The organism is Arthrobacter sp. TMN-49 (assembly GCF_054511095.1).
This window is the reverse complement of record NZ_JBTNDH010000019.1, coordinates 15,592-29,509: the sequence shown is the minus strand read 5'-3', so window position 1 is coordinate 29,509 and position 13,918 is coordinate 15,592. Positions and strand designations below refer to the sequence as shown.

Genomic DNA, 13,918 nt, shown 5'->3' with positions numbered 1-13,918 from the left:
GTGGGCAGCTACAGGAGCACCGTGGTCACCTGGGAAATTCACGGGCAGATTTTTGTCGATAACTCTCGCGTCGAACGGCCTTCGCGAAGGAACAACGCCCAGCACGTTGCTTGCGCGTCAGCAACCGTCGGAAACTGGCGTGCGACCCGTGAGGCAACACAGTACCGACGCAGCCGCTTTCTGCCGTACATTGGCTGGAAACAGTAAGTGAAAGGACGCAAGCATGGGGCAAGAGACGCTGATGATTGCCTGCGCCCACGGCACCAACAGTGCGCAGGGCCAGGCTCGCATCAATGAGCTCAGGGCAGACATTGCTGCCTTGCGTCCGGGCCTGAGCGTGCTGGAAGCGTATGTGGATGTCCAGGAACCGGCGCTGCCGGAGGTGATGGCTGGCGTGGCCCCGGGGGTGCTGGTGGTGGTGGTGCCGCTGTTGCTCACTGTGGGCTTCCACGTCCAGGTCGATATTGCCCAGGCAGTGGAGGCCCGTCCCGGATCCCTTGCCGCCAAGCCGCTGGGCCCGGATCCGCGGCTGGCCGGATTGCTGCACAAGCGTCTTGGCGAACTACCCAAGGATTGGGGCATAGTCCTGGCGGCCGCGGGGTCCTCGCGGCCAGAAGCCGCCGAACACATTGAGGTGCTCGCAGCGGATTTGGCAGTGCTGTGCCCGCAGCGCATTGTGGCAGCCTATGGCGCCAGTGCCCACCCCTCGGTGCCGGAGGCGGTGGCGCAACTACGGGCAGCAGGTGCCGCCGGGGTGGCCATCGCCTCGTACTTGTTGGCGCCGGGGTACTTCCACGAGCAGTTATCCAAGGCCGGAGCGGATGTGGTGTCGGAGCCACTGCTGCCCTCGGAATTGCTGGCCCACCTTGCACTGGAACACTTTGATTCGGCCGTTCGTGCCCAGTCGCCAGGGTTGGCAGAATAGCCGCTACCGTCGGGGCTGGTCGTCCGTAGAATCCGGCATCCGGGGATTGCGTGGCAGTTGTCCGGGCGGCCCCTGAGATGATGGCGGGAAAGCTCAGCAAGCGAAAGGCATTTTTGTGGGGGAAAACCCAGTGCAAGGCCCAATTGATGGGCAACCGCCACAATATGGACAACCGCCCGCCAATGGTGGCCAGCCCCAGCCCCCGTACAGCCAGCAGCAGTACCCCCAGCCCCCGTACAGCCAGCAGCAGTACCCCCAGCCCCAGTACCCCTTGGCCACCTCGGGCAATAAGGGTGGCACCAACACCCTGGCAATCGTTTCTCTGGTCTCGTCCTTCTTTGTTGGCCTGGCTGGAGTCATTACCGGGCACATCGCGCTGAGCCAGATTAAGCGAACAGGTGAAGATGGCAGGGGTCTTGCCATTGCCGGGCTCATTATCGGCTATCTGATGACGCTGGCCGCTGTCGTGGGCGCGGCAATCCTCGTGGTCTCTCTGGTCATTGTCGGAGCGAAAGCTGGCGACACTGCGGAGAACCTGGATGGTTCCCCGCAGAAGGGCAGTGTGGCTAAGACAGGAAAAGTCCCGGCCAACACCAACGCTTTTGGTGGCATTGCCTTTGGCAAGGACGGCGTGGTGGTGCCTCCCACCACCACCGACAACAGCGTTGACCTCGCCCAGTTGCCGCCAGAAGGCGGACAACCGTTGGCGCCAGCGGCCATTGGCATAGAAGCCTCAGCCACCGGCGAGCCCGTGCAAATGGTGGTGTACCTCGATTTCATGTGCCCGCACTGTGCAGCCTTTGAACAGGAAGTCGGCCCGGAGATCCAGAAGTTGCAAGACGACGGCAAAGTCACCGTTGAATACCGGCCCATCGGGTACCTGGATCGATTCTCTGCCGGCACCAACTACTCCTCGCGCGCAGCCGCAGCGGTGGCCTGTGTGGCCAGCAATTCCCCGCAGAACTACAAGACGTTCCTTGACGCTTTGTTCACGAACCAGCCGGCCGAAAATAGTAAAGGCCTGGACAATGCCGCGCTGGGACGGCTGGCAAAGGAGTCCGGGGCGGCGGACATCAAGGACTGTGTCAACAACAAGACGTACAGGCCCTACGTTGAATTTGCCACGGGTCTTGCCTCCACCCATGGCGTGACTGGCACGCCAACAGTGTTCATGGACGGCGTGCAGTGGCAAGACGGTTCCTTCACGGACTTTGCCACCCGCGTTCTGGCGGCGAAGAAGTAGCCGGGAAAGATCCGCTGAATTACTGCCGACGTCGGTCCCACGCACCCAAGGTGCGTGGGACCGGCGTCGTTCTTCCTTTAAACGAAAGCGCAAGCACAATCCGGGCAGGAATGGGGCGTGTGACGAAATGTTGCCCAAGGTGAAGCAGCGTTGCATTCTTGATAGGCGGGCACGCTGCGGCAACCTACGCTTTTTTCTATGACACAGACAGCTCTAGCCGGAGCGACCGCAAAGGCTCCCACCGCATCCGAAACAGCAACGGCGCGTCCGGGGCGGGTACGGCCTGCGGCGAAACCGCACGGCCAGTGGAAGGTTGACGGCACGGCGCCGTTGAATGCCAACGAGGTCTGGAAACAGGAAGACGGCGGGCTGAGCGTCCGTGAGCGGATCGAGACCATCTACGCTGACGGTGGCTTCGACAGCATCGACAAAACAGATCTGCACGGCCGTTTCCGCTGGTGGGGGCTGTACACCCAGCGCAAGCAGGGAATCGACGGCGGCAAGACCGCCACCCTGGAGCCCCACGAACTCGAAGACAAGTACTTCATGCTCCGCGTCCGCATTGACGGCGGTGCGCTGACCACCGAGCAACTGCGCGTCATCGGGCAGATTTCCACCGACTTTGGTCGCGACACAGCGGATCTGACCGACAGGCAAAACGTCCAGCTCCACTGGGTCCGTGTTGAGGACGTTCCGGAGATTTGGCGCCGGCTCGAAGCTGCCGGACTGTCCACCACCGAGGCGTGCGGGGACGTGCCCCGCGTCATCTTGGGTTCCCCCGTGGCTGGCATTGCCAAGGACGAGATCATCGATCCCACGCCGCTGATCAAGGAGGTCAGCGCGCGTTTCATTGGTGACCCGGAACTGGCCAACCTGCCGCGGAAGTTCAAAACAGCCATCACGGGCCACCCCTCGCAGGACGTGGTGCATGAGATCAACGACTTCGCCCTGGTGGGTGTGATCCACCCCGAACTGGGCGCCGGCTACGACCTCTGGGTGGGTGGCGGCCTGTCCACCAACCCGCGTCTGGCCGAGCGTTTGGGCGTTTTTGTGGCACCCGAGGTTGCCGCCGAGGTATGGCTGGGTGTGACCAGCATCTTCCGCGATTACGGCTACCGCCGCATGCGCACCAAGGCCCGGCTGAAGTTCCTGCTGGCCGATTGGGGCCCGGCCAAGTTCCGCCAGATTCTGGAGGACGAGTACCTGGGCCACACGCTGCCCGACGGCGATCCCGCACCCAAGCCCACGTCCCCCGGTGACCATATTGGCGTCCACGAGCAAAAGGACGGCAAGTTCTTCATTGGGGTCACCCCCAACGTGGGCCGGGTTTCGGGCACCATCCTGACCGCCTTGGCCGACGCTCTTGAAGCTCACGGCTCGTTCCGGCTGCGCACCACCCCGCACCAGAAACTGGTGCTTCTTGACGTGCCGCAGGAACAGGTGGAACCGCTCATTACGGTGCTGGAGGGCCTGGGTCTGTCCGCCCGGCCGTCCCTGTTCCGCCGCTCCACCATCGCCTGCACGGGCATTGAGTACTGCAAGTTGGCGATCGTCAACACCAAGGACACGGCGGCCACTGCCATCAACGAGCTGGAAAAACGTCTGGCGGATTTGGTGGACACGGGCGTTCTGACCCAGCCGATCGCGTTGAACATCAACGGCTGCCCCAACTCCTGCGCGCGCATCCAAACAGCGGATATTGGCCTGAAGGGCATGATGCTTCCCACGGACGACGGCGGCACCGCCCCCGGCTTCCAGGTTCACCTAGGTGGCGGGCTAGCCACCGACAACCGGGTTGAGGCGGGCCTGGGCCGCACCATCCGTGGCTTGAAGGTGACCGCGGCCGGGCTGCCTGACTATGTGGAGCGCGTGGTGCGCCAATACGTTGGCGCCCGCATCGACGGCGAGACGTTCGCCGAGTTCGCCCACCGTGCTGATGAGGAGCTGTTGAAATGACTGAGACTGGAACTGTTTCACAGCTGCGCTCACACACCGCATTGCAGGCCATCGCCGAGGCAGGCGCGGCCGAACTGGCGTGGGACGCGTCGGCAGAGGAGGTCATTGCCTGGGTGTCGCGTAACTTCGCGACGGGTGCGGCCGCCGTCGCCTGTTCCATGGCCGACGCCGTGCTGCCGGCCTTGGTTGCCGAGCAACTCCCCGGCGTCGACGTCCTGTTCCTGGACACGGGCTACCACTTCCCCGAAACCTACGCCACGCGCAATGAGGTGGCCGAGAATCTGCGGGTCAACGTGGTGGACGTGTTGCCGGTGAATACCGTTCCCGCGCAGGATTCGCTGCTGGGCAAGGACTTGTTTGCCCGTGATCCAGCCCAGTGTTGCGCGTTGCGGAAGGTTGAACCCCTGAGCCGCTCCCTGCGCGGGTACGAACTGTGGTTCACGGGCGTGCGCCGCGATGAGGCACCCACCCGAACCGAGACACCGCTGGTGGTGTGGGATGAAAAGAACGGCCTGGTCAAGGTCAATCCCGTAGCCACCTGGACGTACGAGGAATTGATCGGCTACGCCGAGGACAACCTCCTGCCGGTGAATCCCTTGCTGAGCCAGGGCTACCCGTCCATTGGCTGCGGACCCTGCACCAAGAAAGTAGCACCCGGCGCCGACCCCAGGAGCGGACGTTGGGCCGGAACCTCCAAGACAGAATGTGGGCTACACGAATGAGCACCCAAACAACAGACACACCGGTGATTGAGCCTGCCGAAATTCCTGTGGAGTCCCTGAACTCGCTGGACCTGCTCGAATCCGAGGCCATCCACATCATCCGTGAGGTTGTTGCCGAGTTTGAACGCCCGGCGCTGCTGTTCTCCGGCGGCAAGGACTCGGTGGTCATGCTGCATTTGGCCACGAAGGCGTTCTGGCCGGGCAAGGTGCCGTTCCCGGTGCTGCACGTGGACACGGGACACAATTTCCCGGAGGTTATTGAGTTCCGCGACAGGACTGTGGAGCGCCTGGGCCTGCGCCTTGAGGTGGGCTCCGTGCAGGAGTTCATCGACCGCGGCGAGCTGGCCGAGCGTGCCGACGGCACCCGCAACCCGTTGCAGACCGTGCCGCTGCTGGATGCAATCGCCAAGAACAAGTTCGACGCCGTCTTTGGTGGTGGCCGCCGGGATGAGGACAAGGCCCGCGCCAAGGAGCGCATCTTGTCCCTGCGTGACGAGTTTGGCCAGTGGGACCCCCGCAACCAGCGCCCCGAACTGTGGAACCTGTACAACGGCCGCCACACTGTGGGACAGCACGTGCGTGCCTTCCCCATCAGCAACTGGACCGAGCTGGACATCTGGCGCTACATTGCCCGCGAAAACATTGAACTGCCGGGCCTGTACTACGCCCACGACCGTGAAGTGTATGAGCGCGACGGCATGTGGCGGGCCGTGGGCGAGGTGTCCCCGCCGCGCCCCGATGAGGAGGTCGTCATCAAACAGGTCCGCTACAGGACCGTGGGCGACATGTCCTGCACCGGCGCCGTGGCCTCCGACGCAACAACAGTCCATGACGTGGTGCGCGAAGTTGCCGCCTCCACCCTGACAGAACGTGGCGCCACCCGGGCCGATGACCGCATCTCCGAGGCAGCCATGGAAGACCGCAAGAAAGACGGCTACTTTTAATGAGCACAGTTACTGAAACCAACGAACATTTGGGCCCACGCCGGCAGGGTTCCCTGGCCGAGCGAAGCGAGGTTAGGGAGCCGGTGGGGACGCTGTTCCGCTTCGCCACGGCCGGCTCCGTCGATGACGGCAAGTCCACCCTGGTGGGCCGTCTGCTCCACGATTCCAAGGCCATCCTGGCTGACACGCTCGACGCCGTCACCCGCACCTCCGCGGACCGCGGCTTTGGTGCCGGGCCCGGCAGCACCCAGAAGATTGACCTGGCGCTGCTGACCGATGGCCTACGTGCCGAGCGCGAGCAGGGCATCACCATCGACGTGGCCTACCGTTACTTCGCCACTGGCCGGCGCAGCTTCATCCTCGCTGACTGCCCCGGGCATGTGCAGTACACCAAGAACACCGTGACGGGCGCGTCAACGGCGGATGCCGTCGTCGTGCTGATCGATGCCCGCAAGGGTGTCCTGGAGCAGACCCGGCGCCACCTTTCGGTGTTGAAGCTGCTGCGGGTGCCCAATGTGCTGGTGGCCGTGAACAAGATTGACCTGGTGGGCTTTAGCGAGGACGTTTTCCGCACCATCGAGGCTGACTTGCAGTCGGTGGCGGACGAAATTGGCCTGGGCGACGTCGTCGTGGTTCCGGTGTCCGCCCTCGAAGGTGACAACGTGGTGGACCGTTCCGCGCACACGCCCTGGTACACCGGGCCCAGCCTGCTGGAAGTCCTGGAGACTCTGCCCACCACCGATGAGTTGGAGCGCGGGCTGGAGCCCTTCCGCTTCCCCGTCCAACTGGTGATTCGCCCGCAGGGTGCGCTGGCCCCCGAGCTCGCGTTGGCGAACGACGCCGGTGCCTCCTTCCGTGACTACCGCGCCTATGCGGGGCAGGTGGCGTCGGGCGCCGTGTCGGTGGGGGAGGCGATCACTGTGCTCCCGGGCGGGCGCACGGCCACGGTGGTGGGGATCGACTTTGCCGGTGCCGCCCTTGACCGCGCTGTTGCGCCGCAGTCTGTGTCGCTGCGGTTGAGCGAGGAGATCGACATTGCCCGGGGCGACGTCATTGCCGCCTCCGGCACCTTTGGTGAAGTCAGCCAGGACGTCTACGCCGAGTTGTGCTGGCTGTCCACCAAGCCGTTGCGTGAGGGGTCCAAGGTGCTGATCAAGCACGGCAGCAAGACTGTGCAGGGTTTGATTCGTGCCGTGAGTGGCAAATTGAACCTTGACTCCTTTGAGTTGGAGGCTTCCTCCGGGCTGGAGCTCAACGATATTGGGGCAGCCCAGATCCGCCTCGCATCACCGCTGCCGGTGGAATCCTATGCCCGCCACCGCCGCACGGGCGCCTTCCTGGTGATCGATCCGCAGGACGGCAACACCCTCGCCGCGGGCTTGGTCAAGGATCACCCCGGCGATCACGAGGACGAACGTTACGTCATCTGACTTTTCCTCTCGCGCCACAAAAGGGACGGCGCTTGCGGTTAAAGCCGGTGGTATAGCGCCGGCGTTAACCGCAAACGCCGTCTGTTTTGCCGAGATTTCGCTTGACACACGAGGCGCGGTTGGCAAGCATGAATCTATCCGAACAATTCGTGGGCCGAACAGGCCTTGTTGAGGGAGAAATTATGCCAACGAACGTATTCGTCAACCTTCCCACCAGCAATCTGGAGCGGTCCAAGGAGTTCTTTGCCGGACTGGGCTGGAGAATTGAGCCCAACTTCACCGATGACAACGCGGCCTGTGTTGTCATCGACGAGAATGTCTACCTCATGATGCTGACGTACCCTTTCTTCGCCACGTTTACCGACAAACCCATCATCGATCCCGCAACGGGATCGCAGGTGCAGACAGCCCTCAGCTGTGACAGCCGCGAAGAGGTGGACGCGATGCTTGAGAAGGTCCTTGCCGCCGGCGGCACCGAGCCCCGTCCGGCCCAGGATATGGGTTTCATGTACTACCGCGATTTTGAGGACCCCGACGGCAACTGGTTCAGCATCCTTTGGATGGACCCCAAGGCGGCCGAGCAGGGTCCGGAGGCCTTCATGGCGGGGCAGGCCGACGAAGGCCTGGGCCACGCCTGATCCTGCAGCTTCGAGCGTGAAACTATTGGTTGCCTGCCTTGTCGAAGCGTTCGATCATGCTCACTTTGCGCGTTTCTGTTCTTGCCGTTCTTTGGCTTCTGCGCGTTCCGTAGCGGCGCGACGCGCATGCTCGTCCCGCCGCTGTGCGGTCGCCTTGAGCAGCGCTGTCACGGGCCTGCGGGATGGGGAGGGGAACCCTGAAGCAGAAGCATCACGGTACCGCCGGTTCAATTCCGCGCCCACCTGTGCAGCTTTTCCCTGCATGACCAGCAGTAAGTGCTGGTTCTTTTCCGCGTCCGGGAGACGTTGAATCCAATCGTTCCGCGCCCCGGGGATATCGGCTGTGGCCTCCAGCGCTGGGGAATTCAAGGCGGCCACGGCGAGCAGGTCCTCGTCGACGCGGAGGAAATCTGCCAGCGCTTGTTGAGCCGCGGTCAACGTCGCCAAACCGGGCGGAACAGGTGGCTCAAGGCCGCCGTTGATGGCTTCCGCGCCGAGGTCGAAACTGCTGCACGAGGCGAGCCAGGCGAGGTAGAGCGGGCGAAGGTCTCCGGCCGCAAGTTCGGCACGTACTCCGACAATTTCTGAGAGCAGGGCATGTTCGTCGTCGTCAAAATCAGGATCAAAGCCAGCGTCCTCATCCTCGCTGATGAAGTCGAGCACGGTGAACTCTCCAGACACCTGGGTACTGGCGTGGTCGTCTATGCAGTATTCCGCGCTAGTTCCGAGATCTAGCAAGGTTGACGGCAGCCGGAACATGACCCTGCGCGTTCCCCAATTAGCTACGTACAGGTGGGCATCGTAGTGCCGCTGCATGAGACGGTTCGGATCGCCACGGAAGTCACCATAGTGATATTCGTTGGTGAAACTAGTGGCGGTGATCCTGGCCCGGGTGGACAATGACCGGATATCGTCCTGCTCCTCACCGGTCAGGGGCCGGTCGATTGCCAGGAATTCGTAGTATTGACACTCACTCATTGTCCATCTCCCGTCCCCGCGCAGGCGTAGGGTTTTGCGTCGAAGCCGGAGTCCATGCCCTGGTGGAAGTAGATATGGCCCTCGAGCATCCCATCGTGCGTCAGGGCCGCCCAACCACGCCCGTTGACCTGGTCACCCTCGTCGTCGCCGTCCCAGGAGAACTCGACGCCGGGCCGCCCGTCCCGCTCAACGGGCCGGCAATCCAGCCAACCGCGGACAACAATGAAAGCGAACTGTCCGTGACTACCTTCGGTGAGCTCAATGAAGGCAGGTGCAAGGAGATCGATGGCGTCGCGGTCCCAATGATCCATTTCGGTGATTCGCCACCGCCCGGCAAGCGGCGAGGCCTGAGGAGTATTTTTCGTCATAACGGCCAGAGTACCCGCCACCAGTGACAAGGTGGATCAGCGTGTTGGAGCCGCACCTAGAATTCGCTTCCATGACTCGATTGCGCACCGGATCTATCCCACCATCTGGCTGATCCGCGGTGAACGTGGCACCCGCATCTGGACATCGAGGGGAGGGTCGATGGGCTTTTCGCCGACATTGACAGGCGTGCTTGGCGTACTTCAGCTGCTGCACCATAGCCAACGCCAACGTGACCAAGCCGGCCAGGGTTGCCGGGGTCATGCCGTTGCAAAGCCCAAGGCCACACCCCACAAACGCGGCTGTAGTACTAGGGTCAAGGCTGGCACTGCCTTGTATCGGCATGGGTGCGCCCCCGTCACAGGTGCTGAGGCGGGGGCGCACCGGGCAGCGGCTGCCCTTTCGGAGGGGCCCAAGGAAAGCCCTGAGCTCACTCGGGTGTGACGTATGCTCCTGCGATGCCGCCGTCGACCAGGAAGGTTGAGGCGGTGATGAAGGATGAGTCGTCGCTGGCCAGGAAGGCGACTGCTGCCGCCAGTTCTTCTGGTTCGGCGAACCGGCCCAGGGGAACGTGGACGAGGCGGCGAGCTGCCTTCTCGGGGTCCTTGGCGAAGAGTTCCTTCAGCAACGGGGTGTTGACGGGCCCCGGGCAAAGTGCGTTGACCCGGATGCCCTGACGGGCGAATTCGACACCGAGTTCCCGGCTCATCGCCAGCACCCCGCCCTTGGAGGCGCTGTAGGAGATCTGAGAGGTGGCGGCACCCATGACAGCAACGAACGATGCGGTGTTGATGATGGAGCCCTTGCCTTGCGCCTGCATATAGGGGAGAGCGTATTTGCAGCAATAGAAAACGGAGGTCAGGTTCACTTCCTGGACTTTGCGCCAGGCATCGATGCCGGTGTCGATGATCGAGGCATCATTTGCTGGCGAAATTCCGGCGTTATTGAAGGTGATGTCGACGCTTCCATACGTTTCCTGGGTCAGGGCGTAGAGGTTCTTGACTTCCTCCTCGCTGGTGACATCGACCTTCACGTAGAGGCCGCCGACTTCATCGGCCGCGCGCTGCCCTGAGACTGGGTCCAGGTCGGCAATGACCACGTTGGCGCCTTCGGCTGCGAAGCGGCGGGCTGTTGCCAGTCCAATACCGCTTGCGCCGCCGGTGATGACGGCGCTGCGTCCCTTGAGGCGGTTGGAGATTACTTCAATCATTTTTGAGGTTCCCTTATTGGTGGTGACGTTACGGGTTGGTGGAGATGAATACGTTTTTTGTTTCTGTGAAGGCGTCGAGGGCGTCCGGGCCGAGTTCTCGTCCGAGTCCTGACTGCTTAAAGCCTCCGAAGGGGGTGGAGTAGCGCACCGAGGAGTGGGAGTTAACCGAGAGGTTTCCTGCCTCAAGTCCGCGGGCCATCCTCAGCGCTCGGCCGACGTCCCGTGTCCAGATGGACCCGGAGAGACCGTAGATAGAGTCGTTAGCCAGACGCAGCCCGTCGGCTTCGTCCTTGAAAGGAACGACAGCCACGACGGGGCCGAAAATCTCCTCGTGCATTACCCGATCTTCGCGGGAGGGCGTAATCACAGTGGGTGGGAACCAGAACCCCCTACCTTCCGGGGCCGATCCCTGGAAAGCGATGGAGCTGCCCTCCGGGACGAATCCGGATACTGTCCGGTGCTGAGCTGCAGAAATCAGCGGTCCCATAAACGAAGCCTCGTCGCTGGGGTCCCCCACGCGCAGGGCCTTCACTGCCGGTTCCAGGAGCTCTAGGAACTTTTCATAGATGCTGTCCTGAACCAGAATTCTGGACCGGGAGCAGCAGTCCTGTCCGGCGTTATCAAAAGCGCCTCCCGGTGCAGCTGCAACAGCGGCTTCGAGGTCAGCATCGGCGAAGATGATATTGGCGCTCTTACCGCCCAGCTCAAGTGTCACTGGCTTGAGCTGCGCAGCGCAGCCGGCCATGATCCGCTTACCTACGCCGGTTGAACCCGTGAAGACAACCTTCCGGACTGCGGGATGGGTCACAAATCGTTCGCCAACCACCGAACCCTTGCCAGGGATGATTTGCAGGACTCCGTCGGGCAGACCCGCCTCCTTCGCCAGCTGTCCGAGCCGTATGGCCGTCAGTGGAGTCAGTTCGGCGGGTTTCAAAACGACAGTGTTGCCTGCAGCCAGGGCGGGCGCGAAACCCCATGCGGCGATTGGCATCGGGAAGTTCCACGGGACGATTACCCCGACGACGCCGAGGGGTTCGTGGAAGGTCACGTTTACACCGCCGGCTACCGGAATCTGCTGGCCCAGGTGCCGTTCGGGGGCGGCGGAGTAGTAGCTCAGGACGTCACGGACATTGCCTGCTTCCCATCGGGCGTTTCCGACGGTGTGGCCGGCGTTGCGTACCTCCAGCTGGGCAAGATATTCCAGGTCGGTGTCAACTGCAGCGGCGAACCTGCGCAGCAGGAGAGCCCTGTCTGCAGGGGCAACATTCCGCCAAGTCTCAAATGCCCGAGCGGCCTTTTCAATCGCCCTGTCAGTGTCCTCGAGTGTCGCGAGGGCTATGGTCTCGATGACCTCTTCCGTTGCCGGATTTAGTACGTCAAACATGCTGGTGGACATTGCCGGAGTTCTCCGTTCGATCATTGCGGTAGTTGGTTGCGGCTTCAATGAACCCATTGAAAAGCCGGAGGTCGTTGGGATTCTGTTCCGGGTGGAATTGGACACCCAGTGCCCATCCGCCCTTTGTCGTTTCCAGGGCTTGTACCGTGCCGTCGGCGGCTGCGGCCGTGACGCAAAGGCCGTCAGCGATGCGGTCCATGGCTTGATGGTGGTAACAGGGTGCGCTGGCACGGGGGCCCAGCAGAAGACGGCTGATACTGCCGGCCGTCGTCGTAAACTCCACGTTGCCGAAAACCCCTGGAGCCGGTTGGTAGTTAGCCTGGGGGTTCACATCGGGGATGTGCTGGATCAGCGATCCGCCCATGGCGACATTGAGGACTTGGGCTCCCCGACAGATGGCGAAGAGCGGGACCCCGGCTTCCAGCGCGGCCTTGGTCAGGGCGATATCGTGCACGTCCCTGGCTGGTTGAGCTCGGGTGAGCGTATGGGGCTGCTCCCCGTACTGCTCGGGGCCCACATCGCTGCCTCCGGCGATGATCAGTCCGTCCAGCACCTCCACGATCGAAGGGTCGGTCCCGACGGGCGGCAACAGGACAGGAGTGCCGCCGGCGGCGACGACCGCCTGAACGTAGGTTCCCGGCAGAACTGCAGCATCCGATGTCCAGACGCCCCAGGAAGCTTCCTGATAGTAAGTTGTCAGCCCGATCCGTGGGCGGTAGGAATCAGAGACGTTCAAAGACACGCTTGCGCTCCCAATCCGTTACTGCGCTGTCAAAAGCCTTCAGCTCGACATCTGCTGCGAAGACATAATGGTCTACAACCTCATCGCCGAAGGATTTGCGTGCAATCTCGCTGTTGGACAGCAGCGCACGGGAGTCCCGCAAGTTACTGGGTATGCGATCAGCGTCGGACTTGTAGGCGTTACCCGTCATGATGGGCTCGAGGGGGAGCTCATTCTCGATACCGTGGATGGCGGCGGCGATAAGCGCGGCGGCTGCGAGATAAGGGTTGACGTCCCCGCCTCCAACGCGGTTTTCCACCCGAAGGCCGGGACCTCGTCCGACGATGCGCAGTGCACAACTGCGGTTGTCCAGCCCCCAAGCTATGGCTGTGGGAGCGAAGCTGCCTTCGACGAAGCGTTTGTAGGAATTGATGTTCGGGGCGAGGAAGTATGGCAGCTCCTTCAGCCCGGCGAGTTGGCCGGCGATGAAGTGCTCCATAACAGGGCTGAAGCCGTGCTGGCCATCGCCGGCCAGTACCGGATTGCCGTCCAAGTCGGTCAAGCTGAAGTGGATGTGGCAGGAACTGCCTTCACGTTCGTTGTACTTCGCCATGAACGTAATGCTTTTGCCCTGCTGCGCGGCGATTTCCTTGGCCCCGTTTTTGTAGAAGACGTGATTGTCGCACGCAGCAAGCGCTTCTGCGTACCGGAACGTGATTTCCTGCTGGCCCAAGTTGCACTCGCCCTTGGAAGACTCAACGACCAGCCCGGCCTTTTCCATCCCAGTACGGATGCTTCGGATGACCGGTTCCAGTCTTGCCGTGGCAAGCAGTGAGTAGTCCACGTTGTAGCGGGTCGAGGGGGTAAGGCCCACGTATTGCTTGTCCCATGCTTCTTCGTAGCTGTCGTCAAACAGAATGAATTCGAGCTCGGTGCCGATATGGGCGCGGTATCCCAAGGTCTCCAGGCGTTCGATCTGGGCGCGCAGGATCTGGCGTGGGGACTGGGCGACGGGGAGGTCGTCGAGCCAGAGGACGTCGCATTGAACCATGGCAGTGCCTTCCAGCCACGGCACTCGACGCAGGGTTGAGACGTCGGGCCGCATCACCATGTCTCCATAGCCGTTCGCCCAGGAGGACATGGAGTACCCCTCGATGGTGTTCATTTCCACATCCACACTCAGGAGGTAGTTGCACCCTTCGGCCCCATGCCCGAGCACGTCTTCGAGGAAGGACCTTGCTCCGCATCGTTTGCCCTGCAGGCGTCCCATCGAATCGGTGATGGAAACGACAACGGTGTCGATGTCACCGGATGCGACCAGATCCCGCAGCTCATCGACGCTGAGTTGGCCTTGCGCGGACGTACCGAGTGTTTGATTCGTCATGTGAT

The 13,918-nt window shown here is 62.4% G+C and carries 13 protein-coding genes; 7 read left to right on the top strand and 6 right to left on the bottom strand.

All coding sequences use genetic code 11. From position 1 onward, the window contains the following. The first annotated feature begins 223 nt into the window (after positions 1-223). From ACX80E_RS10425 to ACX80E_RS10395, 7 genes are all read left to right on the top strand, one after another. Entirely contained in the window at positions 224-925 is a 702-nt protein-coding gene (locus ACX80E_RS10425) for a sirohydrochlorin chelatase (protein WP_459301853.1), read from the top strand. 130 nt (positions 926-1,055) lie between these two features. Next, positions 1,056-2,168 (top strand): thioredoxin domain-containing protein, encoded by a 1,113-nt coding sequence (locus ACX80E_RS10420; RefSeq protein WP_459301852.1) that lies wholly within the window; start codon positions 1,056-1,058, stop codon positions 2,166-2,168. Positions 2,169-2,366: 198 nt separating this feature from the next. Continuing rightward, on the top strand, positions 2,367-4,124 hold the full coding sequence (locus ACX80E_RS10415; RefSeq protein WP_459301850.1) for a nitrite/sulfite reductase: 1,758 nt from the start codon (positions 2,367-2,369) through the stop codon (positions 4,122-4,124). Further along, the gene (locus ACX80E_RS10410; RefSeq protein WP_459301849.1) at positions 4,121-4,846 is read left to right on the top strand and encodes a phosphoadenylyl-sulfate reductase; all 726 of its coding nucleotides are present in this window, start codon (positions 4,121-4,123) and stop codon (positions 4,844-4,846) included. Before ACX80E_RS10415 ends, ACX80E_RS10410 begins: the two co-directional genes overlap by 4 nt. Continuing rightward, positions 4,843-5,790, top strand: coding sequence for a sulfate adenylyltransferase subunit CysD (gene cysD, locus ACX80E_RS10405; RefSeq protein ID WP_459301848.1), 948 nt, complete (start codon positions 4,843-4,845; stop codon positions 5,788-5,790). The genes ACX80E_RS10410 and cysD overlap by 4 nt, the downstream gene beginning before the upstream one ends. Next, positions 5,790-7,220, top strand: a complete 1,431-nt coding sequence (locus ACX80E_RS10400) for a sulfate adenylyltransferase subunit 1 (protein ID WP_459301847.1) — start codon at positions 5,790-5,792, stop codon at positions 7,218-7,220. The genes cysD and ACX80E_RS10400 overlap by 1 nt, the downstream gene beginning before the upstream one ends. Positions 7,221-7,402: 182 nt before the next feature. Next, a complete protein-coding gene (locus tag ACX80E_RS10395) occupies positions 7,403-7,858 on the top strand; it encodes a VOC family protein (RefSeq protein WP_459301846.1) in 456 nt (151 codons plus the stop codon). A gap of 60 nt (positions 7,859-7,918) precedes the next feature. On the opposite strand, the gene ACX80E_RS10390 is transcribed toward ACX80E_RS10395, so the two are convergent. From ACX80E_RS10390 to ACX80E_RS10365, 6 genes are all read right to left on the bottom strand, one after another. After that, on the bottom strand, positions 7,919-8,836 hold the full coding sequence (locus ACX80E_RS10390; RefSeq protein WP_459301844.1) for a hypothetical protein: 918 nt from the start codon (positions 8,834-8,836) through the stop codon (positions 7,919-7,921). Beyond that, positions 8,833-9,204 (bottom strand): hypothetical protein, encoded by a 372-nt coding sequence (locus ACX80E_RS10385; RefSeq protein WP_459301843.1) that lies wholly within the window; start codon positions 9,202-9,204, stop codon positions 8,833-8,835. Before ACX80E_RS10385 ends, ACX80E_RS10390 begins: the two co-directional genes overlap by 4 nt. A gap of 428 nt (positions 9,205-9,632) precedes the next feature. Beyond that, positions 9,633-10,412 (bottom strand): 3-oxoacyl-ACP reductase, encoded by a 780-nt coding sequence (locus tag ACX80E_RS10380; RefSeq protein ID WP_459301842.1) that lies wholly within the window; start codon positions 10,410-10,412, stop codon positions 9,633-9,635. 28 nt (positions 10,413-10,440) lie between these two features. Beyond that, positions 10,441-11,808, bottom strand: a complete 1,368-nt coding sequence (locus tag ACX80E_RS10375; RefSeq protein ID WP_459301841.1) for an aldehyde dehydrogenase family protein — start codon at positions 11,806-11,808, stop codon at positions 10,441-10,443. Further along, on the bottom strand, positions 11,789-12,550 hold the full coding sequence (locus ACX80E_RS10370; RefSeq protein WP_459301840.1) for a gamma-glutamyl-gamma-aminobutyrate hydrolase family protein: 762 nt from the start codon (positions 12,548-12,550) through the stop codon (positions 11,789-11,791). Before ACX80E_RS10370 ends, ACX80E_RS10375 begins: the two co-directional genes overlap by 20 nt. Continuing rightward, entirely contained in the window at positions 12,531-13,913 is a 1,383-nt protein-coding gene (locus tag ACX80E_RS10365) for a glutamine synthetase family protein (RefSeq protein ID WP_459301839.1), read from the bottom strand. Before ACX80E_RS10365 ends, ACX80E_RS10370 begins: the two co-directional genes overlap by 20 nt. Positions 13,914-13,918: the final 5 nt, after the last annotated feature.

What these genes read in the sequence shown, in the direction of transcription:
- cysD (WP_459301848.1), top strand. Translation starts at nt 4,843, where the DNA reads ATGAGCACCCAAACAACAGACACACCGGTGATTGAGCCTGCCGAAATT.
- ACX80E_RS10380 (WP_459301842.1), bottom strand. Translation starts at nt 10,412, where the DNA reads ATGATTGAAGTAATCTCCAACCGCCTCAAGGGACGCAGCGCCGTCATC.
- ACX80E_RS10410 (WP_459301849.1), top strand. Translation starts at nt 4,121, where the DNA reads ATGACTGAGACTGGAACTGTTTCACAGCTGCGCTCACACACCGCATTG.
- ACX80E_RS10365 (WP_459301839.1), bottom strand. Translation starts at nt 13,913, where the DNA reads ATGACGAATCAAACACTCGGTACGTCCGCGCAAGGCCAACTCAGCGTC.
- ACX80E_RS10375 (WP_459301841.1), bottom strand. Translation starts at nt 11,808, where the DNA reads ATGTCCACCAGCATGTTTGACGTACTAAATCCGGCAACGGAAGAGGTC.
- ACX80E_RS10395 (WP_459301846.1), top strand. Translation starts at nt 7,403, where the DNA reads ATGCCAACGAACGTATTCGTCAACCTTCCCACCAGCAATCTGGAGCGG.
- ACX80E_RS10425 (WP_459301853.1), top strand. Translation starts at nt 224, where the DNA reads ATGGGGCAAGAGACGCTGATGATTGCCTGCGCCCACGGCACCAACAGT.
- ACX80E_RS10390 (WP_459301844.1), bottom strand. Translation starts at nt 8,836, where the DNA reads ATGAGTGAGTGTCAATACTACGAATTCCTGGCAATCGACCGGCCCCTG.
- ACX80E_RS10400 (WP_459301847.1), top strand. Translation starts at nt 5,790, where the DNA reads ATGAGCACAGTTACTGAAACCAACGAACATTTGGGCCCACGCCGGCAG.
- ACX80E_RS10385 (WP_459301843.1), bottom strand. Translation starts at nt 9,204, where the DNA reads ATGACGAAAAATACTCCTCAGGCCTCGCCGCTTGCCGGGCGGTGGCGA.
- ACX80E_RS10415 (WP_459301850.1), top strand. Translation starts at nt 2,367, where the DNA reads ATGACACAGACAGCTCTAGCCGGAGCGACCGCAAAGGCTCCCACCGCA.